Source organism: Streptomyces sp. Je 1-79, from assembly GCF_025195125.1.
Lineage (GTDB): Bacteria > Actinomycetota > Actinomycetes > Streptomycetales > Streptomycetaceae > Streptomyces.
The window spans coordinates 1-21,187 of sequence record NZ_JAMGSL010000003.1; the positions used below are offsets into that span (position 1 = coordinate 1).

Annotated in this window: 24 protein-coding genes; 8 read left to right on the forward strand and 16 right to left on the reverse strand. The window is 72.2% G+C overall.

Features of this window, described 5'->3' with window-relative positions:
* The 11 genes from M5362_RS05445 to M5362_RS05495 form a co-directional block, all read right to left on the reverse strand.
* A partial coding sequence (locus M5362_RS05445) for a 3-hydroxybenzoate 6-monooxygenase (protein ID WP_260226178.1) occupies positions 1-1,199 on the reverse strand: 1,199 nt, incomplete at its 3' end.
* 8 nt (positions 1,200-1,207) lie between these two features.
* Positions 1,208-2,515 carry a 3-phosphoshikimate 1-carboxyvinyltransferase gene (gene aroA / locus M5362_RS05450; RefSeq protein ID WP_260226179.1) on the reverse strand — a complete coding sequence of 436 codons (1,308 nt, stop codon included), beginning with the start codon at positions 2,513-2,515 and terminating at the stop codon, positions 1,208-1,210.
* A 225-nt stretch (positions 2,516-2,740) separates the two neighbouring features.
* On the reverse strand, positions 2,741-3,073 hold the full coding sequence (locus M5362_RS05455; protein ID WP_260226180.1) for a hypothetical protein: 333 nt from the start codon (positions 3,071-3,073) through the stop codon (positions 2,741-2,743).
* Complete coding sequence (locus tag M5362_RS05460) at positions 3,061-4,953, reverse strand: anthranilate synthase family protein (RefSeq protein ID WP_260226181.1); 1,893 nt, start codon at positions 4,951-4,953, stop codon at positions 3,061-3,063. The genes M5362_RS05455 and M5362_RS05460 overlap by 13 nt, the downstream gene beginning before the upstream one ends.
* Before the next feature lie 28 nt (positions 4,954-4,981).
* The gene (locus M5362_RS05465) at positions 4,982-5,638 is read right to left on the reverse strand and encodes an isochorismatase family protein (protein ID WP_260226182.1); all 657 of its coding nucleotides are present in this window, start codon (positions 5,636-5,638) and stop codon (positions 4,982-4,984) included.
* Positions 5,639-5,660: 22 nt separating this feature from the next.
* Positions 5,661-6,431: a 2,3-dihydro-2,3-dihydroxybenzoate dehydrogenase gene (locus tag M5362_RS05470; RefSeq protein WP_260226183.1), complete on the reverse strand. Its 771-nt coding sequence runs from the start codon at positions 6,429-6,431 to the stop codon at positions 5,661-5,663.
* 47 nt (positions 6,432-6,478) lie between these two features.
* Complete coding sequence (locus tag M5362_RS05475) at positions 6,479-7,651, reverse strand: 3-deoxy-7-phosphoheptulonate synthase (RefSeq protein WP_260226184.1); 1,173 nt, start codon at positions 7,649-7,651, stop codon at positions 6,479-6,481.
* Between the two features lie 260 nt (positions 7,652-7,911).
* Positions 7,912-8,214, reverse strand: a complete 303-nt coding sequence (locus M5362_RS05480; RefSeq protein ID WP_260226185.1) for a response regulator transcription factor — start codon at positions 8,212-8,214, stop codon at positions 7,912-7,914.
* Positions 8,215-8,313: 99 nt separating this feature from the next.
* Positions 8,314-8,892, reverse strand: coding sequence for a TetR/AcrR family transcriptional regulator (locus M5362_RS05485; RefSeq protein WP_260226186.1), 579 nt, complete (start codon positions 8,890-8,892; stop codon positions 8,314-8,316).
* Positions 8,893-8,942: 50 nt separating this feature from the next.
* The gene (locus tag M5362_RS05490) at positions 8,943-9,362 is read right to left on the reverse strand and encodes a RidA family protein (protein WP_260226187.1); all 420 of its coding nucleotides are present in this window, start codon (positions 9,360-9,362) and stop codon (positions 8,943-8,945) included.
* Complete coding sequence (locus tag M5362_RS05495) at positions 9,359-10,330, reverse strand: alpha/beta hydrolase (RefSeq protein WP_260226188.1); 972 nt, start codon at positions 10,328-10,330, stop codon at positions 9,359-9,361. The genes M5362_RS05490 and M5362_RS05495 overlap by 4 nt, the downstream gene beginning before the upstream one ends.
* A gap of 145 nt (positions 10,331-10,475) precedes the next feature.
* On the opposite strand from M5362_RS05495, the gene M5362_RS05500 reads away from it, so the two are divergent.
* Positions 10,476-11,804 carry a helix-turn-helix domain-containing protein gene (locus M5362_RS05500; RefSeq protein ID WP_260226189.1) on the forward strand — a complete coding sequence of 443 codons (1,329 nt, stop codon included), beginning with the start codon at positions 10,476-10,478 and terminating at the stop codon, positions 11,802-11,804.
* Positions 11,805-11,958: 154 nt separating this feature from the next.
* The gene (locus M5362_RS05505; RefSeq protein ID WP_260226190.1) at positions 11,959-13,191 is read left to right on the forward strand and encodes a Cmx/CmrA family chloramphenicol efflux MFS transporter; all 1,233 of its coding nucleotides are present in this window, start codon (positions 11,959-11,961) and stop codon (positions 13,189-13,191) included.
* Positions 13,192-13,286: 95 nt separating this feature from the next.
* Here M5362_RS05505 and M5362_RS05510 read toward each other — a convergent pair whose 3' ends face one another.
* Positions 13,287-14,048, reverse strand: coding sequence for an SDR family NAD(P)-dependent oxidoreductase (locus M5362_RS05510; RefSeq protein ID WP_260226191.1), 762 nt, complete (start codon positions 14,046-14,048; stop codon positions 13,287-13,289).
* Between the two features lie 212 nt (positions 14,049-14,260).
* Here M5362_RS05510 and M5362_RS05515 point away from each other — a divergent pair, with 212 nt between their 5' ends.
* The 3 genes from M5362_RS05515 to M5362_RS05525 are packed head-to-tail and all read left to right on the forward strand — an operon-like array spanning position 14,261 to position 16,505.
* Positions 14,261-14,743, forward strand: coding sequence for a cupin domain-containing protein (locus M5362_RS05515; RefSeq protein ID WP_260226192.1), 483 nt, complete (start codon positions 14,261-14,263; stop codon positions 14,741-14,743).
* A complete protein-coding gene (locus tag M5362_RS05520) occupies positions 14,743-15,540 on the forward strand; it encodes an arylamine N-acetyltransferase (protein WP_260226193.1) in 798 nt (265 codons plus the stop codon). The genes M5362_RS05515 and M5362_RS05520 overlap by 1 nt, the downstream gene beginning before the upstream one ends.
* Positions 15,540-16,505 carry an amidohydrolase family protein gene (locus M5362_RS05525; RefSeq protein WP_260226194.1) on the forward strand — a complete coding sequence of 322 codons (966 nt, stop codon included), beginning with the start codon at positions 15,540-15,542 and terminating at the stop codon, positions 16,503-16,505. Before M5362_RS05520 ends, M5362_RS05525 begins: the two co-directional genes overlap by 1 nt.
* Before the next feature lie 176 nt (positions 16,506-16,681).
* On the opposite strand, the gene M5362_RS05530 is transcribed toward M5362_RS05525, so the two are convergent.
* Genes M5362_RS05530 through M5362_RS05545 form a run of 4 tightly spaced genes read right to left on the reverse strand, consistent with a single transcriptional unit; the run spans position 16,682 to position 18,619 of the window.
* A complete protein-coding gene (locus M5362_RS05530; protein ID WP_260226195.1) occupies positions 16,682-17,329 on the reverse strand; it encodes a DsbA family protein in 648 nt (215 codons plus the stop codon).
* Entirely contained in the window at positions 17,326-17,805 is a 480-nt protein-coding gene (locus M5362_RS05535) for a nucleoside deaminase (protein WP_260226196.1), read from the reverse strand. Before M5362_RS05535 ends, M5362_RS05530 begins: the two co-directional genes overlap by 4 nt.
* A gap of 14 nt (positions 17,806-17,819) precedes the next feature.
* The gene (locus tag M5362_RS05540; RefSeq protein WP_260226197.1) at positions 17,820-18,137 is read right to left on the reverse strand and encodes a multidrug efflux SMR transporter; all 318 of its coding nucleotides are present in this window, start codon (positions 18,135-18,137) and stop codon (positions 17,820-17,822) included.
* 56 nt (positions 18,138-18,193) lie between these two features.
* Positions 18,194-18,619 carry a multidrug efflux SMR transporter gene (locus tag M5362_RS05545; RefSeq protein WP_260226198.1) on the reverse strand — a complete coding sequence of 142 codons (426 nt, stop codon included), beginning with the start codon at positions 18,617-18,619 and terminating at the stop codon, positions 18,194-18,196.
* Between the two features lie 140 nt (positions 18,620-18,759).
* Between M5362_RS05545 and M5362_RS05550 the strand changes: the two genes are divergently transcribed.
* The 3 genes from M5362_RS05550 to M5362_RS05560 all read left to right on the forward strand — a co-directional run bounded on the left by M5362_RS05550 (position 18,760) and on the right by M5362_RS05560 (position 21,162).
* The gene (locus M5362_RS05550; RefSeq protein ID WP_260226199.1) at positions 18,760-19,200 is read left to right on the forward strand and encodes a MarR family winged helix-turn-helix transcriptional regulator; all 441 of its coding nucleotides are present in this window, start codon (positions 18,760-18,762) and stop codon (positions 19,198-19,200) included.
* A 226-nt stretch (positions 19,201-19,426) separates the two neighbouring features.
* Positions 19,427-20,899: an AMP-binding protein gene (locus tag M5362_RS05555; protein ID WP_260226200.1), complete on the forward strand. Its 1,473-nt coding sequence runs from the start codon at positions 19,427-19,429 to the stop codon at positions 20,897-20,899.
* Positions 20,896-21,162 carry an acyl carrier protein gene (locus M5362_RS05560; RefSeq protein ID WP_260226201.1) on the forward strand — a complete coding sequence of 89 codons (267 nt, stop codon included), beginning with the start codon at positions 20,896-20,898 and terminating at the stop codon, positions 21,160-21,162. Before M5362_RS05555 ends, M5362_RS05560 begins: the two co-directional genes overlap by 4 nt.
* The last annotated feature ends 25 nt before the right edge of the window (positions 21,163-21,187 follow it).

Consider the following 21,187-nt stretch of genomic DNA (forward strand, 5'->3'; position numbering starts at 1 on the left):
GGGCTTCCTTCCCGGCCGGCACGGGCGAAGTCCCGGTCTCCGTGCAGCCAGGACACCTGGTCGTACAGCTCCTCCTGCGAGAACGCGGCGAGCATCCGGTTGCGCTCCAGGGCGCGGTCGCCGGCCGGGTGGTACAGCTCGGAACCCATCAGCCGGGCCACCTCCTGTGTCCTTCCGGTGCGCTCGCGGCGGACGGCGTTGAACTTCTCCAGGCTCTGCACCACGGCATCGTCGTCCACGTCGCTCAGCAGCTCCGCCAGGACGACGGCGTCCTCCAGCGCCTGGCACGCGCCCTGGGCGGCGTACTGCAGCATCGGGTGCGCCGCGTCGCCCATCAGGCCGACCCGTCCGTCGGTCCAGCCCTCGACCGGGTCGCGGTCGCACAGGACCCATTCGCGCCAGTCGTCGCCGAGTTCGAGCAGCCGGCGGGCGGTCGAGCCGATCCCCGGGAACTGCTCCAGGACGTACTCGCGTGCCGCGGGCCGGCCGGTCACCGGTACGCGCGCGCCGTCGTCGCGGGTGACGGCGAGGTTCAGGAACTCGCCGCCGCCGATCATGTAGTGGACGAAGTGCCACTTCGGCCCGGCCCAGAGGGTGACGCTGTTCCAGCGCAGCTCCTCCGGCACCCGCGAGATCGGGATCACCGAGCGGTAGATGGTGTGACCGGACACGCGGGGTTCGCCGTCGCCCAGCATCTGGGCGCGCACCGTGGAGCGGATGCCGTCGGCGCCGATCAGCGCGGCGCCGGTGAAGCGCCGGCCGTCGGAGGTGTGGACGGTGACATGTCCGTCGCCCTGCTCGTACCGTTCCACCGACGCGTCGCCGACGAGGGTCACGCCCTCCAGCGCCTGGCAGGCGGCGAGCAGCGGCTGGTACAGGTCGCCGCGGTGCACGACGGCGTACGGGTTGCCGAACCGCTGCCGGTAGGCGCCGGTCAGCTCCATGGCGGCGACCTTCTCGCCCGTCGTGCCGTCCATGAACCGCAGCTCGTCGATGAAGACGGCCCGTGCGCGCACGCCCTGGCCGACCCCGAGCCGGTCGAGGGCGTGGAAGGCGTTGGGGCCGAGCTGGATGCCCGCGCCGATCTCGGCGAAGGTGTCGCGGCGTTCGAGAACGGTGGTGCGGTGCCCGCGACGGGTCAGCGCCAGCGCTGTGGCGAGCCCGCCGATGCCACCACCGGCGATCAGTATGTGAGCCATGTCTTTCCTCAGGTCCCTTCTACGGCCGGGACGTGTCGGCCGGCCGCCGGTACGGAGTGACGGGGGAAGAGCCGGTGCAGCTCCTCGTGGAAGCCCGGGAAGGTCTTCGCGACGCAGCCGGGGTCGTCGAGCGTGATCCCCTCGGCCCGCAGACCGAGGACGGAGAAGGCCATCGCGATGCGGTGGTCGCGGTGGCAGACGATCCGGGCGGGTGTCGGGGCGCCGGGGTGGACGGTGATCCAGTCCCGGCCGGTCTCGGTCCGGATGCCGAGGGCCCGCAGGTTGCCCTCGACGGCGGCGACCCGGTCCGACTCCTTCAGGCGGGCGTGCCCGATGCCGGTGACGGTGATCGGGGCGTCGGCCAGGGGCGCGATCGCGGCGAGCGTCATGAAGGTGTCGGAGATCTCGCCCATGTCCACCGTGAAGCCGCCCCGGAACGCTCCGGTGCCGGTGACGGTGGTCGCCTCGCCGGTGGTCTCCACCCGGGCCCCGGTGCGCGCGAGGACGTCGCAGAAGCGCAGGTCGCCCTGGAGGCTGCCGCGGCCGAGACCGGGCACGCGCACGCTCGTCCCGGTGATCGCCGCGGCGGCGAAGACGTACGAGGCGGTGGAGGCGTCGGGCTCGATCGGCAGGTCGGCGCCCCGGTAGCCCGTCGGCCGGACGGTGAACTCGCCGGGCGCGGCCTCGTCGACCTCGGCGCCGAAGTGCCGCATCAGGGCGAGCGTCATGTCGATGTACGGGCGGCTGACGAGCCGCGGCACGGTCAGCGCCAGTGGCCGGCGCATCAGCGGGCCGGCCATCAGCAGCCCGGTCAGGAACTGGCTGCTGAGCGTGGAGTCCACGGTCAGCGCGCCGCCGTCGAGGCCCCGCGAGCGGACCCGCAGCGGCAGGCGCCCGCCCGGTCCCGTGGTGACCTCGGCCCCCAGCCGCCGCAGGGCGTCGGCGAGAGGAGCCACCGGGCGGGCGGTGAGCTGGTCGGAGCCCTCGAAGCCGAAGTCGCCGTGTCCGGTGGCGGCGAACGGCGGCAGGAAGCGGGCCGCCGTGCCGGCGTCGGCGCACCAGGCGGTCGCCGTGCCGACCGGGCCGCGGCCCAGACCGGTCACGTTCCAGACGCCGTCGTCGTCGGAGGAGTCGACACGGACACCGAGCCCGTTCAGGGCCTCGCGGAAGGCCGTGGTGTCCTCGCTCACCAGCGGTGCGCCGAGGGCGCTCGTCGAGTCGGCCGCGGCGGCGAGCAGCAGCGCCCTGTTGGTGAGCGACTTCGACCCCGGAATCCGGGCGTGCAGGGCGGGAGTCGCCGGTACGGCGATGGTCATGGCTGTCCTTTACGAGTACGGCCGCCGCGTGCGCGGCGGTCCGGGAAGATCGCCGCACACGCGGGCGTCCGGACGGGCCTCCCGCCCTGTGCGGCCACGGAACGAAAGACCGACCGCCGGCGCCGGTCGACCGCCTGCCGGTCGGCGGCCGGGCCGGTAAGCCTCCCGGCGGGTCAACCGCCGGGCCGGTCAGCCGCTGGCGCCGGTCAGCCGCCGGCCGGCCGGTCAGCCTTCGGCCGGCTCCAGCGCCGTGCCGCGGCCCGCGAGTGCGGCGACGGCGAACGCGCCCTCGACCGTCGCCTCCACGTCGAAGGAGTGCCGCTCGGTCGGCGGGTAGCCGATCAGCTCGGCCGCCCGCTGCGGGATCGCGGCCTCGGCCGACTCCCAGAGGAGGACGGCCCCCCACCGGTTCGTCGCGGCGTCGGAGACCCAGAACTTCAGCCGCAGCCCGGGGACCGTGGAGAAGCGGTCCACCGCCTCGTCGCGCAGGAAGCCGCGCAACGAGGCGATGGTCTGCGACGACTCGCCCAGGTCCCACCAGACGACTACCGCACGCACGAGCCGGCCACCTCCGCGAGCAGCGAGCCGATGATCCGGGGCCCGTCGACGGTCAGTACGGACTCGGCGTGGAACTGCATGGACACGAAACCGGCGGCCCGCAGGCCGTGCACCTCGCCCGTCGCCGGGTCGCGGCTGACCTCGACGCGCCCGTGCACCGGGTGCTCGAAGGAGTCACCCGAGGAGTGCGCGGCGAACGTGTTGTAGAAGCCCACCCGCTCACGCCGGCCGAAGAGGTCGATCTCGTGCTGGGCGCCCTGGTTGGGCACCGGCCGGCGCACCAGGTCGAGACCGATCAGCGTGCTGAGCACCTGGTGGCTCAGGCAGACCGCCATGAACGGCCTGCGCTCCTCCAGGAGCTGGGCGACCGCCGACCGCAGGTGCGCGATCTTGGGGTCGCCCGTCTCCCGTGGATCGCCCGGGCCCGGGCCCATCACCACCAGGTCGTGCTCGTCGAAGCCGTACCGCTCGTCGAACCGCCGTACGTTCACCTCTCCGCCCAGCGAACGGATCTGATGGGCGATCATCTCCGTGAAGGTGTCCTCGGCGTCGATCACCAGCACCCGGCGGCCGGACAGCGGCCCGTCCGTGCCGTCGCGCGTCTCCTGCTCCCGCAGCCAGAAGTCGGCGATGCGCTCGTTGCGTCCGTCGAGAGCCTCGCGGACCGCGGGGTGCGCCCCGAAGCGGACGGGCTCCGGATCGCCGAGCGCGGCGAGCAGCCCGGCCGCCTTGGCCCGGGTCTCCTGCACCTCGGACTCCGGGTCGGAGTGGCGCACCAGGGTCGCGCCCACCCCGATCCGCATCATGCCCTCGTCGTCGATGTCGGCGGTACGGATCAGGATCGAGGAGTCCAGGGTGCGGCCACCGGCGGCGTCGCGGCCGATCAGCGCGGCCACACCGCTGTAGTAGCCACGGCCCTGGGGCTCGTAGCGGCTGATGACCCGCGCGGCGCTCTCCAGCGGGGAACCGGTCACCGTCGGCGCGAACAGCGTCTCGCGCAGGATGTCGCGTACATCGCGGTCGGTACGCCCCTCGATGAAGTACTCGGTGTGCGCGAGACGGGCCATCTCCTTGAGGTACGGGCCCACCACCCGGCCGCCCGCCGGGCAGATCCGGGCCATCATCTTCAGCTCCTCGTCGACGACCATGTACAGTTCGTCGGCCTCCTTGGGGTCGGCGAGGAACTCCATGACGCCGTCCAGGTCGGGACCGCCCGCCGGATAGCGGTAGGTGCCGCTGATCGGGTTCATCACGGCCGTGCCGTCGTGGACGCTGATGTGCCGCTCCGGGGTGGCGCCCACGAACGTCCGGTCGCCGGTGTGCACGAGGAACGTCCAGTACGCCCCGGCCTCCCGCTGCACCAGGCGGCGGAAGAACGACAGCGCCGCGGGCAGGCCGAAGCCGGGCAGCCGGGCCGTGAAGGAGCGCCGCATCACGAAGTTGGCGCCCGCACCGGTCCCGATCTCGTCCGTGACGACCCGCCGCACGATGTCCGCGTAGGCCTCGTCGTCCACGTCGAAGTGGCCGTCGGTCACCTTCACCGGCTCGTCCGGCAGCAGCGGAAGCGTCGCCCGCAGGGGCAACGCCGCCTGCTCGCGGACCGTCATCGCCAGCAGCGGCGCGCCGTCGTCGGGAGCCGCGAAGCCCCGCTCGGCGAGCTGACGGTAGGGGATCAGGGTGAGCAGTTCCGTGCGGGCGCCCGTCCCTTCCCGCGGTGGCAGATCGAGGTCGGCGAGGGACGGGATCTCCGTCACGTCGCCGGCCAGCAGCTCCAGGGTGTCGGGGTCCACCGTCTCGGGCCGGTGCATCAGTGCGAACGCGCCGGCCGAGCCGTCGAGGATGCGTGCGAGCAGGTCGTGCGCGCTGTCCTGCCTTGCCATGGGGATTCCTTTCGGCGGTGGGACGCGGTCAGCGCGCCGCGCCGCCCGCGTCGAGTTCGCTCAGCACGGTCTTGGCGGACACGACGCGGGCTGCGCGCTGTGCCGCGTAGTCGAGGGCGAGCCGGTGGTACTCGGCCGAGAAGTCGGCCACGGCGTCGGCCACCAGGAAGGGCTGGATGTCGTTGGTGAAGGCCTCCACCGCGGTCATCAGCACACCCACGTGCGCGTACACACCGCAGATGATCAGCTGGTCCCGCTGGTGGAACCGCATCCGCTCCAGCAGGTCCGACTTGAAGAAGGCGCTGTAGCGCCACTTCGTGAACGTCCAGTCGCCGGGAGCCGGTTCGAGGGGCTCGACCACCTTGCGGTGCTCGGGCGTGGGCTTCATCCCCGGCCCCCAGAAGTCCTTCAGGAGTCCGCGCTGCTCCGGCGTCATGCCGCCGGGCTGCGCCGTGTAGGCGACGGGGATGCCGAGCTCGGCGCACCGCTCGCGCAGCAGCGCCGCGTTGCCCACCAGGGCGTTCCCCGGCGCCTCGCCCCGCGGGAACGGCTTGAGGAAGAACTCCTGCATGTCGTGGAGCAGGAGAACGGCCCGCCGCGGATCCACCGGCCAGCTGACGGTGTTCTCCGGCAGCTCGCCCTCCTGGGGCATGGGATACGACTCGATCGGGGGAATACCGGGCATCGGCCGGTCGGTCCTCTCTTGGCTAGACACCGAGCGTGGCACCGCCGTCCACGGTCAGTTCGTGCAGGGTGACGTGGCCGGCGTCGTCGGACAGCAGGAAGGCGACGGCCCGGGCCACGTCCTCGGGCCGGGCGACCTTGCCCAGCGGGATGCCGACCCGGTACGCCTCGGGGGAGCCCGCGATCGACGCCTTGGCGGCGGTGTCCGCGGTGTGCATCCCGCGCAGCATCGGGGTGTCGGTGGAGCCGGGCGCGACAACGTTGCAGCGGATACCGTGCTCCGCCACCTCCAGGCCCAGGCACTTGGTGAACGCGGTCGCGGCCGCCTTGGACGCCGCGTACGCCGCCATCTGCGCGCGGGCGGTGCCCGCCGCGTTCGACGCGACCGTCACGATCGCGCCGCGCCGCCGGGGGATCATCCGGTTGACCACGGCCCGGGACGTGTGGAACACGCCGTTGGTGTTGACCGCGAACGTGGTCAGCCAGTCCTCGTCGCTCAGGGCGCGCGCCTCGGCCAGGCGCAGTACCCCGGCCGCGTTCACCAGCTGCTCCACGGGACCGAGTTCGGCCTCGACCCGCTCGACCACGGCCTCGACCCCGTCGCTCGACGTGACGTCGGCCGGAAAGCCGGTCACGTCCAGACCGTCGGCCCGCAGCCGGCCCACCGTGTCGGCGAGCCGGTCCGGCACCAGGTCGACGGCGGCGACGACGGCGCCGCGCTCGGCGAGCAGCCGCACCACCGCCTCGCCGATGCCGCCGGCCGCACCCGTCACCAGGACGACTGTTCCTGCCACCTGCGGACCCTCCGAATCCGTCCGTGCCGTGTCCACGCCCGCCGCGCTCATCCGCGCCATGCCGCGACGGCCGCCGTCGCCTGCTGCGGGTTGAGGCGCGGGTCGCAGAAGCTCAGGTACTTGTCGCCGAGACTCCCCAGGCCGTCGGCGTCGACGACGCACTCGGTGACGCTCTCCGGGGTGGTCTCCAGGTGGAGACCCGCGGCCACGCCGCCGCCCGTGTGCACCGCCGCCTGGAAGGCCTCGATCTCCTGGACGACGGTCGTCAGCAGGCGGGTCTTGAGTCCGCCGGGGCCGCTGACGGTGTTGCCGTGCATCGGGTCCGACAGCCACAGCACCGGGTGGCCGGCGCGGTCGACCGCCTCGACGAGCGCCGGCAGCTTCGCGGCGGCGTTCTCGGCGCCCATCCGGGCGATCAGCGTCAGCCGGCCGGGACGGCGCTGGGCGTCCAACCGGTCGCACAGGGCGAGGAGTTCGTCGGGGGTCATGGTCGGCCCGACCTTGACCGCGACGGGGTTGGAGACGGCGGAGAGCAGGGCGATGTGGGCACCGTCGAGCTGCCGGGTCCGCTCACCCACCCAGGGCCAGTGCGTCGAGGTGAGCAGCAGCGATCCGTCGGGCTCGCGGCGCAGCAGGGGCAGTTCGTAGTCGAGCAGCAGCGCCTCGTGGCTGGTCCACACCGGCACCTCGAGCTCGGAGCGGGCGGCCGTGCCGCGCCATCCCAGGTAGTGCATGGTGTCGCTGGCGGCCCGGTAGCCGGTGAGCAGGTGGGCCGGGTCGGGACGGCGCTGCTCGGGGTCGGGCTCGGGGCGGTTGACCATGTGGCCCCGGTAGACGGGGAGTTCGGTGCCGCCGACCGTCTCGGTGGGCTTGGAGCGCGGCTTGGCGTACTGGCCGGCTATGCGGCCCACCCGGAGCACGGGCTTTCCGGAGGCGAGCTTCATCGTGCCGGCCAGGACGTCGAGGAGCGCGGCCTTGCGGCGTACGTCCTCGGGGTTGGCCTCGGCGGGGTCCTCGGCGCAGTCACCGGTCTGGATCACCTGGATGTGGCCGGCGGCGGCCTCGGCCAGCAGGGACCGCAGACGGCGTACGGCCTCGGCGTCCACGAGGGCCGGCATCCGGCCGAGATCCGTGCGGATCTCGGCCAGACGCGGATGGTCCTCCCAGTCGGGCTGCTGAAGTGCGGGTAGGGAACGGAGGTGGGACAGGATGTCGGTCATCGGTTTCCCTCGGCGGGCGTGCCGGATGGACTCCGGCTGATGGCGGGCGTGGGGGCGAGCGGGTGGCACGGACGCGTGCGCGTCGACGTGGTGTCCCGCCCGGCGTCTTCCGTCCTGCGGCGGCGGCTCGGCTGGCAGCATCGGCATGCCGGAGCGTCGACGAGTGTGTGCGGCGCGGTGTCTCGAAGGACGCGCCGATTCGTACGAATGCCACTATCCCCAGGCCTCCACCGGCCCGCAACGAAGGTCCGGTGAGTCCGTCAAGTGGCGCGGATACGGGATGGGCCGGCGCTCTGGGCGGGCTGGTCGTGAGGGCTCGCGTGGTCGTGGAACACGGTCAGGCGGGCGAGGGAGACCCTGCTGGAGATGCCGAGTTTGATGAAGATGTGGCGCAGGTGGCTGTCCACCGTGTGCGGTGAAACGACCAGGTGGGTGGCGACGGCGCGGTTGGTCAGCCCCTCGGACACCAGACGGGCCACCCGCAGTTCGGCCGGGGTGAGGCTCGCCCAGCCGAGGACCTGTCCGGACGGGTGTTTCCGGTAGGAAGCGTTGGCTGTATTCACCCGGCAGACCCTGGCGGGGCGCCCTGACGGTCGCAACGGGCGCCGGTCCACTCTGTCATGTTCTCCGTCAGGTTCCCCGAGCCGGACGGAGAGGCCCCGCTACAGCGCGGAGAGGGCGCTTTCCACCACGCTGAGCAGGGCGTTCCGGTCCTTCTGGACCCGGGCGAGAACGCGCAGTCCGTAGTACGTGCTCAGGACCTGGCGGGCGAGTGTCCCGGCGCTCTGCCGGGTGCCGATCTCGCCGGAGCGCTGCCCCCGCGCGATGGCCTCGGCCAGCGCCGCCTCCACGGTGCCGAAGTGGCGGACCACCTCCTCACGGACGTCGTCGTCCGTGCCGGCCTTCTCGACGGAGGCGTTGATGGCGAAGCATCCGGAGGACTCCGGGTCCGACAGATCGGCGTCGATGGCGTGTTCCATCAGGTCCCGCAGCCGGTCCTTGACCGGTCCCGGCTGCTCCAGGAGGGCGGTCTGCTCGGCGGTGTGCGTCTCGTAGTAGCGGCGCAGGGCCCGCAGGTACAGCTCGCGCTTGTCGCCGAACGCGTTGTACAGGCTCGACTGGCCCATGCCGGTCGAGTCGGCCAGGTCCCGGGTCGAGGTCGCCTCGAACCCCCGCCGCCAGAACGTGTTCATGGCAGCGGTGAGGGCGTGCGTCTCGTCGAACTTCCTGGGCCTGGCCATACCCGTACTCTAAGGTTTTTGGAGCGATCGCACTGAAATTCGGGAATCGATCATGATGTCACCGCGATCGCCTCGATCTCGATCAGCCAGTCGGGATCGGCGAGGGAGGAGACCTCGACGAAGGACTCGGCGAACGTGTGCGGGGCGAAGTGCTCGGCCCTGATCCGCGCGAAGGCGTCCTGGTCCCGGGCGATGTCGGTGACGAACACGGTCGCCTTGACCACCCCGTCGAGACCCGAGCCGGCGTTCTTCAGCACGAGCGCGAGGTTGGCGAGCGCCTGCCGGGCCTGCGCCTCGAAGTCGCCCTTGCCGACGGTGGCGCCGTCCTCGCCGATCGGTCCCTGGCCGGAGGCGAAGACGAGGTCGCCGACCCGGATGCCGAGCGCGATGCCGGCGGGGGCGTACCAGTCGGGATCCGCGGTGACGCGGACGCGCCGCGGAGCACCGGACGCGTCGGCCACGGCGGTCACTCGGCCAGCGCTTCGTGGACGGCGAGCACCAGCTCGTCGATCGAGCGCTGCCCGGACTCGGTACCGAAGGAGTCGAAGATGTGGAACGCCCCGGCCCACTGGTGGAGCGTGACCGGTACGTCCGCCTCCATGAGGCGCTGCCCGTAGCGGAGGCCCTCGTCGCGCAGCGGGTCGTACTGCGCGGTGACGATGTGCGCGGCGGGGAGTCCGCTCAGGTCGTCGGCGCGGTTGGGCGCCGCGTACGGCGAGGTCTCCCGCTGCTCGTGGCCTTCGCCCAGGTAGTGGCGCCACATCGAGACGGACTGGGGCGTGGACCACACCGGGGTGTCGTGGAAGCTCCGCGCGGAGGGGGTGTCCATCCGGTCGTCGGTCACGGGGAAGGTCAGCACCTGGAGGGCGAGCCGCGGCCCCTCGCGGTCGCGCGCCATCAGGGCGACGGACGCGGCGAGGGCGCCGCCCGCGCTGCATCCCGCGACACCGAGCCGCTCGGGGACGACCCCGAGCTCGTCGGTGCTGTCGGCGAGCCAGCGCAGGGCCGCGTAACAGTCCTCCGCACCCGCGGGGAAGGGGTTCTCGGGCGCCAGCCGGTACTGGACGCTCACGACGACGACGTCCGCCCGGGAGGCGAACCACACGCACTGGTTGTGCTCGGTCTCCAGGCTGCCCATCACGAACCCGCCGCCGTGGATCCACAGCAGACCGCCGTGCGGTCCCGGGGTGCGCGGCGTATAGACGCGCACGGCGACGTCGGGGGCGCCTGCCGGCCCGGGGATGAGCCGTTCGGTGACCGTGATGGCGCTGGTGTCGGCCGGCTCCCACTGGGCTTCGAGGTCCTTGAGGGTGCGGCGGGCGACGTCCGGCTCGGCGACGTCGAGGTACGGGATCTGCTCGACGAGCGGTGCCAGATCGGGCCGGAGCCTCATCCGGGTGGGCACGGGCGGGGCGGATCGGGGCGTGGCGTCACTCATGGGGTCATCGTCCCGTGCGGGTGGGGGAGTCCGCCGCCGCCGCCCGTCGCGTATTGACGCCCTGGGGACACCGATTGGTGCGCCGACCTGACGGAGTGTCGTGACCGTGGGGGTGCCCGCCCCGCTCCGGAACTAGCCTGCGCGGATGTACGGACTGACGTCGAGCCCGCCGCCCCCGCCCACCGAGGCGGAGGCGGCGCCGGCTCTCCTCGCCCGCTTCGACGCTCTCTTCCGGAGCGCGGCGGACGCCGACGAGCTGGTCCGCGCCGCCGCGCGGCTCGCGGGCTGTACCGCCGGCCTGACGGACGACCGCGGCCCCTCCCGCCGGGTGCTGCGGCGCGGCCCGGCGGGAGGCGCGCCGGACCCGGGGGAGGCGGCGCCCTCGACGCGGCGGGTGATCGCCCTCCACGGGCGCGCGGCGGGCGAGGTGTGGATCGAACGCGCGGGGGACCCGCTGCCCTTCGACGGGCTGCTGGTCGAGCGCATGGCGCTGGCCGCGGCCGGGCGTGTGGGCGGCGGAGTCCCGCAGGCCCCGCCGGGGGCCTCGGCGGATCCGCTGGGGGGCGTGCCGTCGCGTACGCCGACGGATCCGGTGGCGGGCCTGTCGTCGCGTACGTCGGACGACCCGATGGCGGCCCCGGCGTCACCTGTCTCGACGGACCCCTTGTCCGGTACGTACGCCGGTACGTACGCCGGTACGTCCTCGGATCCGGAGCTCTGGTGGCCGGACGGGCTCGGGGATCCGGCGCTCGTCCAGGCGGTCCTGTCGCCTTCGATGCCCGAGGTGCAGAGGTCCCGCGCACTGCACCTGCTCGGCCTCGCGCCGGTGGGTCCGATGCGGGCGGCCGCCGTGGTCGTCCCCGAACCGGCCGGACTGCAAGGGGCGTTGCGGGCCAGTGCGGGAGCGCTGCACGCACCGCCGACACGCGCGGGCGGCCCGGCGCCCCAGGGCGCGCTGTGGCCCAGGGTCGGCGCCCTCCTCCTCCCCGGCACGGGCGCCGCCGCGAGGGGCCGGGTGACGCTGCCGCCCTGTGTGGCCGTGGGCCTGGGACCGGCGGTCGCCCCCGAGCGGCTGCCGGAGTCCTGGGGGCAGGCCAGGCGCGCGGCCCGGTTCGCCGGCCTGGGCCCCACCTGGCCGCGGCTGATGGACGCCGCGGCGCTGGGGGCGCAGGCCCTTCTCGCCGACATCCCCGGGCCCGTGGCGCTCGCCCACCCCGACGTGGCTGCGCTCGCCCGCCTCGAAGCCGAGCCGGACGGGGCGCAGATGCTGGCGACCCTGGAGGCCGTCTGCCGCACCCGGTCCCTCCGTGAGGCGGCCAAACTGCTCTCGCTGCACCACAGTTCCGTAGCCCATCGGGTGGTCCGTGCCGAACGTGCCCTGGACATGTCGCTGAGCGATCCGTCGGAGCGGCAGCGGGCGCACACGGCCCTGCTCCTGTGGCGGTTGAACGCGCCGGACAACTGGCGCAGCTGAGGGCCGAATCCCTTGCGGGTGGCACCACGTGCCCCGTCCCACCCAGGTTTTGAAGCGGGCGCTCCAAAATGTGCTAGCGTCGCCACCGAGGCCGGCCACACCGCTCGCGACCGGACGCAACACCGGTCCATCCCCACGCACTTGGAGGCACTCCATGCCCCTAGCCGTCTACATCCTCGGCTTGGGAATCTTCACCCAAGGCACCTCGGAGTTCATGCTCTCCGGGCTCCTGCCCAACCTCGCCGACGACCTGGGTGTCTCCATCCCCGATGCCGGGCTCCTGATCTCGGCGTTCGCCATCGGCATGGTCGTCGGCGCGCCCCTCCTCGCGGTGGCGACCCTGAAGTGGCCCCGCCGCACCGCCCTCGTCGCGCTCCAGCTCGTCTTCATCGCCGCGCACATCGTCGGCGCCCTGGCTCCGGGCTACGGCGTCCTCTTCGCCACCCGCGTCATCAGCGCCCTCGCCTACGCCGGCTTCTGGGGCGTCGCCGTGGCCACCGCCGTCGCCCTCGTCCCGGCGAACGCCAAGGGCAAGGCCGTCGCGGTGGTTGCCAGCGGACTGACCCTCGCCACCATCGTGGGCGTCCCCGCGGGCACCGTGCTCAGCCAGTTCGCCGGCTGGCGGGCCGCCTTCTGGGGCGTGGCCGCGCTCACCCTCGTCAGTGTCGCCTGCTCGGTGTTCGCCATCCCCGGCGGCAAGGGCTCCACGGAGGAGCCGCGTACCGTCCGCGCCGAACTGCGGGCGATGGCCCGGCCGCAGCTGTGGCTCTCGTACGCCGTGACCGCGTTCTCCTTCGGCGCGGTCATCGTCACCTTCAGCTACCTCGCCTCCCTGCTCACCGACGTGACCGGGCTGGCCGACGGCTGGGTGCCCGCCCTCCTGGCGCTGTTCGGCGTCGGCGGTCTCCTGGGCATGGTCATCGGCGGCCGGACTGCGGAGGCGTACCCCATCCGTACGCTCGCGCTGGGCACCGGTGTCCTCGCCGTGGCCTCCGCCCTGCTCGCCGTGCTGGCGGAGAACACCGTCGTCACCGTGGCCCTGATCTTCGTCCTCGGCCTGGCGGGATACGTCACCAACCCGATCCTGCAGTCCCGGGTGTTCGTCGTGGCGCCCGGCGCTCCGACCCTGGTCGGGGCCACCAACACCTCGGCCTTCAACGTCGGCAACACCCTCGCCCCGGCGCTCGGCGGCATGGCCATCAACGCCGGCTTCGGCTTCGCCTCGGTCGCCTGGGTCGGGGCCGCGCTCGCCGCGGCGGGACTGCTGGGCACGCTGTGGGCGGGCCATCTCCAGTACCGCTCCCGGCCCGCCAAGGGCGTCGGCGTGGTCGCGGGCGGCGGCACCGGCACGCTCCAGGAGCAGACCCTGACCGACACCCGCGTGTGACCCGACACGCCCCCTGAACGGCCGTGCCCCGGTCCGCAGCCTCCCCCCTGCGGACCGGGGCACGGTCATGCCCGGAACCGATCGTCGGCGACCGCTCAGGCCGTGATGCCGCCGTCGATCACCAGATCGTGGCCGAGGGCGAAGCCCGACTCAGCGGAGGCCAGGTACAGCACCGCCGCCGCGCCCTCCTCCACCGTCCCGATCCGGCCGAGCGGGAACATGCCCCTGGCGCGCTCCACCCGCTCCTGCGGCGTCTCGTTCTCCAGCAAGGACATGGGGGTGTCCATCGAGGACGGGCTGAGCGTGTTCACCCGGATCCCGTCGGCGGCGTACTCACGGGCCGCGCTGCGCCCGAGCGCGGCGATCGCCGCCTTGCTCGCCCCGTACGCGCCGGCACCCGGAATGGTCAGGTGGGCGCCGACCACGGAACCCACGTTGACGATGACGCCACCGCCGTTCGCCCGCATGTGGCGGATCTCGTGCTTCATCGACCGCCACGTGCCCAGCAGGTTGATCTCCAGGGTCCGCGCGAAGTCCTCTTCGGCGAGCTCGGCGAGAGGGGCCGGATCGGGCAGGTGACCCGCGTTGTTGACGGCGACGTCCAGCCGGCCGTGGCGCTCCACGACCGTCGCGACCAGCGCCTCCACCTCCGCGTCGACGGCGATGTCGGCCGCGACGTACCCGGCCGTGCCCCCGTCCTTCTCGATCAGCTCGACCGTCTCGACCAGGCGGTCGGGGGTGCGTCCGGCGACCACCACGGTGGCACCCTCGCGGGCGAAGGCCACGGCGGTGGCGCGGCCGATCCCGGAGCCGCCACCGGTGACCAGCGCCACCTTGCCGGTGAAGCGAGCAGTCATGTCTCTCATCCCATCGTCGGTACGTGCGTCGCGTGCGCGCGCACGTCGCGCGCGCCGCGCACGCACCACGATGGCCACAACGGCCGCCCCCGCCATCACGTATTCACGGGAGTGACCTGCGAAAACCCCGTGAACACGGGATGCCGGCCGGGCAGGCCGCCGTGTGGAGTGGAGCGAGCAGTACGCGTACACCCGCGAGGAAGGGAAGAGCCTTGAGTTTCGAGGAATCCGAGGGCATCGTCTACATCCCGCCGAAGGCAGGACCGGCACGCTGGGTCTTCGGGGACCACTACACGCTCAAGGCGGACGCGGAGAACACACACGGTTCCCTCGGCCTGATCGAGGCCATGGTGCCGCCGGGCGGAGGGCCGCCCCTGCACATCCACCACGACGCCGACGAGGCCTTCTACCTCATCGAGGGCGAGCTGCAGATCTCCAACGAGAAGCGCAGCGAGATCGTCGGGGCGGGCGCGTTCATCTTCGTGCCCAAGGGCAGGACCCACGCCTTCAAGAACGTCGGCGACGAACCCGCCAAGATGCTCATCATCTTCACCCCCGCGGGCTTCGAGCGCTTCTTCACCGAGCTCGGGGTGGCCGCCGAGGAGGGCATGCCCGCGCCCGAGGCCGAGCAGTACGCGGCGGACGTCGAGAAGGCCCAGAGCATCGTTGCCAAGTACCACGCGGAGTACGTCTGATGCTCGACGACAAGACCGTGGACGCGTACCTCGCGAGGATCGGCGCCGAGCGGCCCGAACGGCCCGACGGGAAGGCCCTGGCGTATCTGCACGAACGCCATGTCTTCAGCATCCCCTTCGAGAACATCGACTTCGCCTTCGGCCGGCCGAGCCTTCCCATCGGCCTCGGCGAACCCGCCCTGGAGAAGCTCATCGACCGCGGACGCGGCGGATGCTGCTACGAACTCAACGGCGCCTTCTTCACCTTGCTGACCTCGCTCGGCTTCGACGTCGAGCCGATGGGCGCCCGGGTCCTCGAGGACGGCGTGTTCGGCCCGCTCCTCGGCCACCTCTGCCTGCGCGTACGGACCGAGGACGGCGAGGGCCCCTGGCTGGCCGACGTCGGCTACGGCCACGCGTTCCGCTCCCCCCTGCGGCTGCGCGCGGGCGGGCCCCAGCACGACCCGCAGGGCACCTTCGAGCTGGTCGAGGCCCCGAAGGGGGACCTGGACCTCTACCGCGACGGAGAGCTGCAGTACCGCCTCGAACCGCGCGGCCGTGAACTGGAGGACTTCGCCCCCACCATGTGGTGGTTCCGCAGCGCGGACGACTCGCCGTTCCTGGCGCGCCAGGTGTGCTCCATGCCCACGCCCGGAGGACGGGTCACCCTCGCGGGCCGCACCCTCACCCGTACCGAGAACGGCGTCAGGACCAAGGAGGAACTGGCCGACGACACCGCGGTCCGCGCCGCCTACCGCACCTGGTTCGGCATCGAACTCGACGCACTGCCCGACAGCAAGACCGACGGAGAAGACTGATGCAGCACGAGACCGGCCTCATCGACGTCCACCACCACGCCATCCCGCCGGCCTACCGCGAGGCGCTCGGCGACAAGGTCGCCATCCCCGGTGTGGACTACCCGACCTGGAGCCCCGAGGAGAGCCTGGAGGTGATGGACCGCCACGGCATCGCCGCGTCGGTCCTGTCCGTCACCGCGCCGGGCGTCACCTTCGCCGAGGGCGCGGAGAGCCACCGCCTGGCCCGCCAGGTCAACGAGTACTACGCCACTCTCATCGCCGAACACCCCACCCGCTTCGGCGCGTTCGCCATCCTGCCGCTGCCCGACGTGGCCGCCGCCAAGGACGAACTCACCTACGCGATCGACGAGCTCGGCCTCGACGGCGTCGGCCTGCTGACCAGCTACGGAAACCGCTACCTCGGCGACCCGGAGTTCGAGCCGCTGCTCGCCGAGATCGCCGACCGCGGGGTCCCGGTCCACGTCCACCCCGGCACCCCGCCGGCCAAGGACGTGGCCACCTTCGACCTGCCGCCGTCGCTGTACGACTTCACCTTCGAGACCACCCGCACGGTGGTCGACCTGCTTTTCAGCGGCACGCTGGAGCGGCTGCCGCATCTGAAGCTGATCGTCTCGCACGCCGGCGGCACGCTGCCGTTCCTCGCGCAGCGGCTCACCTACGGCCCGACGATCGGCAGGTACCTGACCGAGCGCGCCCCCAAGGACGTCGTCGGTGCCCTGCGCGGGCTGTACTACGACATCGCGATGTCCGCCAACCGCTTCGCGCTGCCCGCGCTGACCGAGCTGGCCGCGCCGGACCGGATCCTGTTCGGCAGCGACTTCCCGTTCATGCCGGCCGCCCACACCACGGAGAACGTCGAGGGCTTCCGGACGTACGGGGGCTGGGACGAGGAGCGGCGCACCGCCGTCGGCCGCACCAACGCGCTGGCCCTCTTCCCGCGGCTCGCGGCACGGCTCGCGCCGTAGCGGGACCCAGCCCAGGACCCACCCCCCACGGAGCCGGACGCCCCAGGCAGGCGTCCGGCTCCTCCGCGTCCCACGAAGAGCGCACCCTCGGGCGCACCCCCGGACGCGAAGACCCCGGGCACCCGACCTGTGTGCGGTCGCGTGTCCGGGGTCGGAACGCCGGGGCCGGGGCCCGGTCAGCAGACGCCGTCGATGCCGCACGCGGCGCCGTGGGACTCGTCCTGCTGCCGTGCCTGGGCGTCCAGGATCGCCTTGCGCAGCTGGGGGACCGAGGGCACCCCCTCCATGCGGACGTCGCCGACGAGGAACGTCGGGGCGACCTGCACACGGTGGGCGGCGGCCTCCCGGAGCGCGTCCTCGTGCCGGGCGGTGTACGTGCCCTTCTCCAGCGCCGTACGGAACTCTTCCTGGTCCAGGTCCAGTTCACCGGCGAGCCGGGTGAGGACGTCGATCTGTCCGAGGTCCAGGTCCTCCTGGAAGAAGGCACGGAACATGCGCCGGGTGTACGCGTCGCCCTTGCCCCGGTCCTGCGCGTACTGGAAGCCCTCGAACGCGAGCCGGGTGTAGGGCTGCGGGGAGACGGTGGGGAGCGTGATGTCCACGCCCATCCGCCGGGCCATCGGATAGACGGCCCGCTTCCAGATGTCGGGCAGGTACGGGTCCTCCGGGCGGAGCGTCGGCTGCGGATGGGCCCGCAGCTCGAACGGCTTCCACTCGATCTCGACGTCCAGGTCCTCGGTGGCCTGTTCCAGCGGTCCCTCGGCCAGCATGCAGAAGGGACACACGTAGTCGGACCAGATCTGGATCTTCACCGGCTCGGTCATCGGACCCCGCCCCTCTGCACGGTCAGGAACTCCTGGAACGGCACCTCGTGGCCCTCGACCGGGGCGTGTGTCACCTTGATCGGCCACTGGGTGGGGTCGGTCGCGAAGATGCCGTACGAGCTGCCGTAGTCGAAGCCGTAGGCGCCGGCGGTCCTGCGGTCGGCGGCGAAGACGATGTGCTCGACGCCGAAGTAGCGGGCCACCATGTAGCACATGGCGCAGGGCTCGCCCGAGGCGATCAGCGTGGACCCGGCGACGGCGAACACGCCGGCGCGCTTCGCCGCCTCGCGCAGCGCCACGACCTCCGCGTGCGCACTGGCGTCGTGGTCCTCCCGGACCCGGTTGAACCCGGTGCCGAGGACCCGGCCGTCCTGGACGACGATCCCCGAGAAGGGGATGCCGCCCGTGGCCACGTGCTCCCGGCTGATCCGTACCGCTTCCCTGACGTGGGGCAGCAGATCGTCGATGTCGTTCATGATGCGCGCGCCGATCAGACGGCCGTCAGGCGGAGCAGGACGGCGCCGCCGATGATGGAGGCGAAGGAGAGCAGCCGCGCGAGCGTGATCTTCTCCTTGAAGATGATGGCGCCGCAGATGACGGTGCCGACTCCGCCGATACCGGTCCAGATGGTGTAGCCGACCGAGACGTCGAGCTCACGCAGGGCCAGGGACAGCGTGTAGATACCGCCGGCGGCGGCGAGCAGCGTGAGCACGGAGGGCCACAGGCGGGTGAACCCCTTGGTGGCGTTGGTGCCGAGGGCGAAGAGGACTTCGAAGACGATGGCGATGCCGAGGTAGACCCAGGTCATGGTGGTGTCACTCGTTTCGGGATGGTGGGGACGGAGCGGGCGTCAGGTGGGGCGGATCAGGCGACGGGCTGCGCGGCGGCCGGGGCGCTCGGGGCCTCGACGGCGGCCTGCTTCTTGGCCGCGATGTTGTCGGAGATGCGCAGACCGAGGGCGCCGCCGATGATCAGGACGAACGCGAGCACCTTCCAGACGGTCATCCGCTCGTCGTAGATCAGGGTGCCGAAGACGACGGTGCCGACAGCGCCGATTCCGGCCCACACCGTGTAACCGACGCCGACGTCCACGGTCTTCAGCGCCATGGAGAGGGTGAAGATGCCGCACGAGGCGGCGGCCACGGTGAGCAGCGACGGGCCGAGCTTGGTGAAGCCGTCGGTCGCCTCGGTCGAGAGCGCGAACGTGATCTCGAACAGGGACGAGAACAGCAGCCAGGCCCAGCCGACGTTGGCGTTCTGCGGGGTGTCCTGCGGGGAGGGGGACGACATGGAACTCACTCTCCAGTAAGTTGCTTGTTCGTGCAAATTCTTCGGAACCGTAGTCGTCCGGTGACGGACCGACGCGGCGAGATGAGGTTGCATGAGCATGTACTCTGTTGTCAATCTCCCCATGAAAGGTGCGTCAGGTCATGGCCGCTTCCCTTTCCGCGTCGTCCGACCAAGTGGTCTGGAGCCGTCTGCTCGTCCTGCACTCCCGTGTGGAGCGGGAGCTGGCGCAGGCGCTCCAGCGGCGTCATGGGATCGGTCTGTCGGAGTACCGGGCGCTGGAGTCGCTCTCCCACGCCGAGGACAGCGAGCTGCGCATGCAGGACCTGGCCGACCGGGTCGGTCTCGGCCAGTCGTCCGTGACGCGGCTGGTCGCACGGCTCGAAGTGGCCGGATTCGCCTACAAGGACCTGTGTCCTTCGGACAAGCGCGGTGTCTACGCGGTGATCACGGCCGAGGGCCGCGAACGGCACGCCGCCGCCCGCGCGACCTACGCGGACGTCCTCTCCTCGGCGCTCAACGCCCTCACCGCCGACCCCGAATACGCCTCCACGGTGCAGTCGCTGCGGGCCGCCGGAGCCTGAGGCGCCCGGCCGGCCGCGGTCGGCATCCGTCGGTCGGCATACGCGAACCGGCACCTTCCCCCAACCCCTGACGCGCTGTCAATCGCGAACTCTCGGCATAGCGCGCCAGGGGTGGTTTCGTTGCATGATCAAGCGTAACGAGAACGCGGTTCCCGCTTCTCGAGTCGGCAAGCCAGTTGCTTGACGATGCAATCGCTGTCTCAACGTTCTCGGGGGAGAGTCCGCTGTGCCATCGACACACCTCGCCGATTCCATCGCCGTCCACAGCCGGGAGCACGCCGGCCGAGTCGCCCTCGCGGGCAACCGGCGCACCGTCACCTACGGGCAGCTGGGCGACCGGACGGAAGCGCTCCGTACCGCGTTGAGCGGACTGGGGCTGCCCGCCGGTTCCACCGTCTGCGTGCCGGCGCACAAGACACCGGAGACCGTCGCACTCCTGCTCGCCGTCTTCCACGAGGGCCTGATCGCCCTGGCGCCCTCGCCCGACCTCGGCATCGCCGCCCGCACCCGACTCGCCCAGCAGGCCCGCGCCTCCCACACGCTCACCGTCTCCGAGACGGGCGCGCTGACGGCCGAAGCGGTGGACGGCGGCGAGGAGGAGGCCGAGGGCTTCGACCGGGCCGACGCCACGCGCACCCGCCTCCTGCTCACCACCTCGGGATCCACCGGAACACCGAAGATCGTGCCCATCCCCGCCGAGGGCTTCGACGCCTTCGCCGACTGGGCCACGGGCGAGTTCGAGCTCACCCGGGACGACGTCGCGCTCTCCTACGCCCCGCTCAACTTCGACCTCGCCCTGCTCGACGTCTGGACCTTCCTGCGCCTCGGCGCGCAGGTCGTCCTGGTCGACAAGGACCGTGCCACGGACGCCCCGCACCTGCGGAACCTGGTGGCCGGCCACGGCGTCACGTTCGTCCAGGGGGTGCCCATGCTGCACCGCCTGCTGGTCCAGGACGGCCCCGAGTACGCCGCCGTCCGCACGATCGTCACCACGGGCGACGCCCTCGCCCCGGAGCTGCTCCGGCCGATGGCCGACGCCTTCCCGAAGGCCCGGTTCCACAACGTCTTCGGCTGTACGGAGACGAACGACTCCTTCATCCACCCCATCGACCCCCTGGGCCCCGCCGCCGCCCCGCCGATCGGACGCCCCCTCGCCGGGGTGCGCGCGATCGTCGTGGACGCCGACGGAGAGCTCGTCACGGGCGCCGGCACCGGTGAACTCCTCGTCTCCACACCGTTCCAGACCGCCGGCTACCTGCGGTCGGCCCTGAACGAGCAGGCGTTCACCGTCCGGGACGGCCGGGTCCACTACCGCACGGGCGACATCGTCTCCCGTACCGACGACGGCCTCTACCGCCTCGAAGGCCGCGCCGACTGGCAGGTCAAGGTCCGCGGCGTACGGACCAACCTCCAGGAGGTCGAGACCGTCGTCGCCTCCCACCCGGACGTCGCCGAGGCCGTCGTCGTGGCCCTTCCCGACGAGCGGACGGGCGTACGGCTGCACGCGCACGTCACCCGGCGTCCGTCCACCGCCCTGACCGGCCTGCGGCTGCGCACCCACGTCAGCGGGCACCTCCCGCGCCACGCCATCCCGTCCTCGGTCCACGTCACGGAGACCCCGATTCCCCGTACGTCCACGGGCAAGCCCGACCGGAACCTCATCAGGAACAACCGACTCAAGGAGAACGGCACCGCATGAGCGAGACCGACGTGACCGCCGAGATCCGCGCCTACCTCGTCACCGAGTACCTGGCGGGCGAGGACTCCTCGGACCTCACCGACGACTACGACCTCATCTCCTCCGGGGTGATCGACAGCCTCGGCCTCGTCCGGATGATCTCCCACATCGCGGCCCGCTACGGCGTGCCCGTGGACGACATCGAGTTCGGCCCGGACGACTTCCGCACCCTCACCGCGATCACCCGCCTCATCCACGCCCACACGCCCGCCGAAGCGGCCTGAGTCCGCAGAGCCGACACCCAAGGGA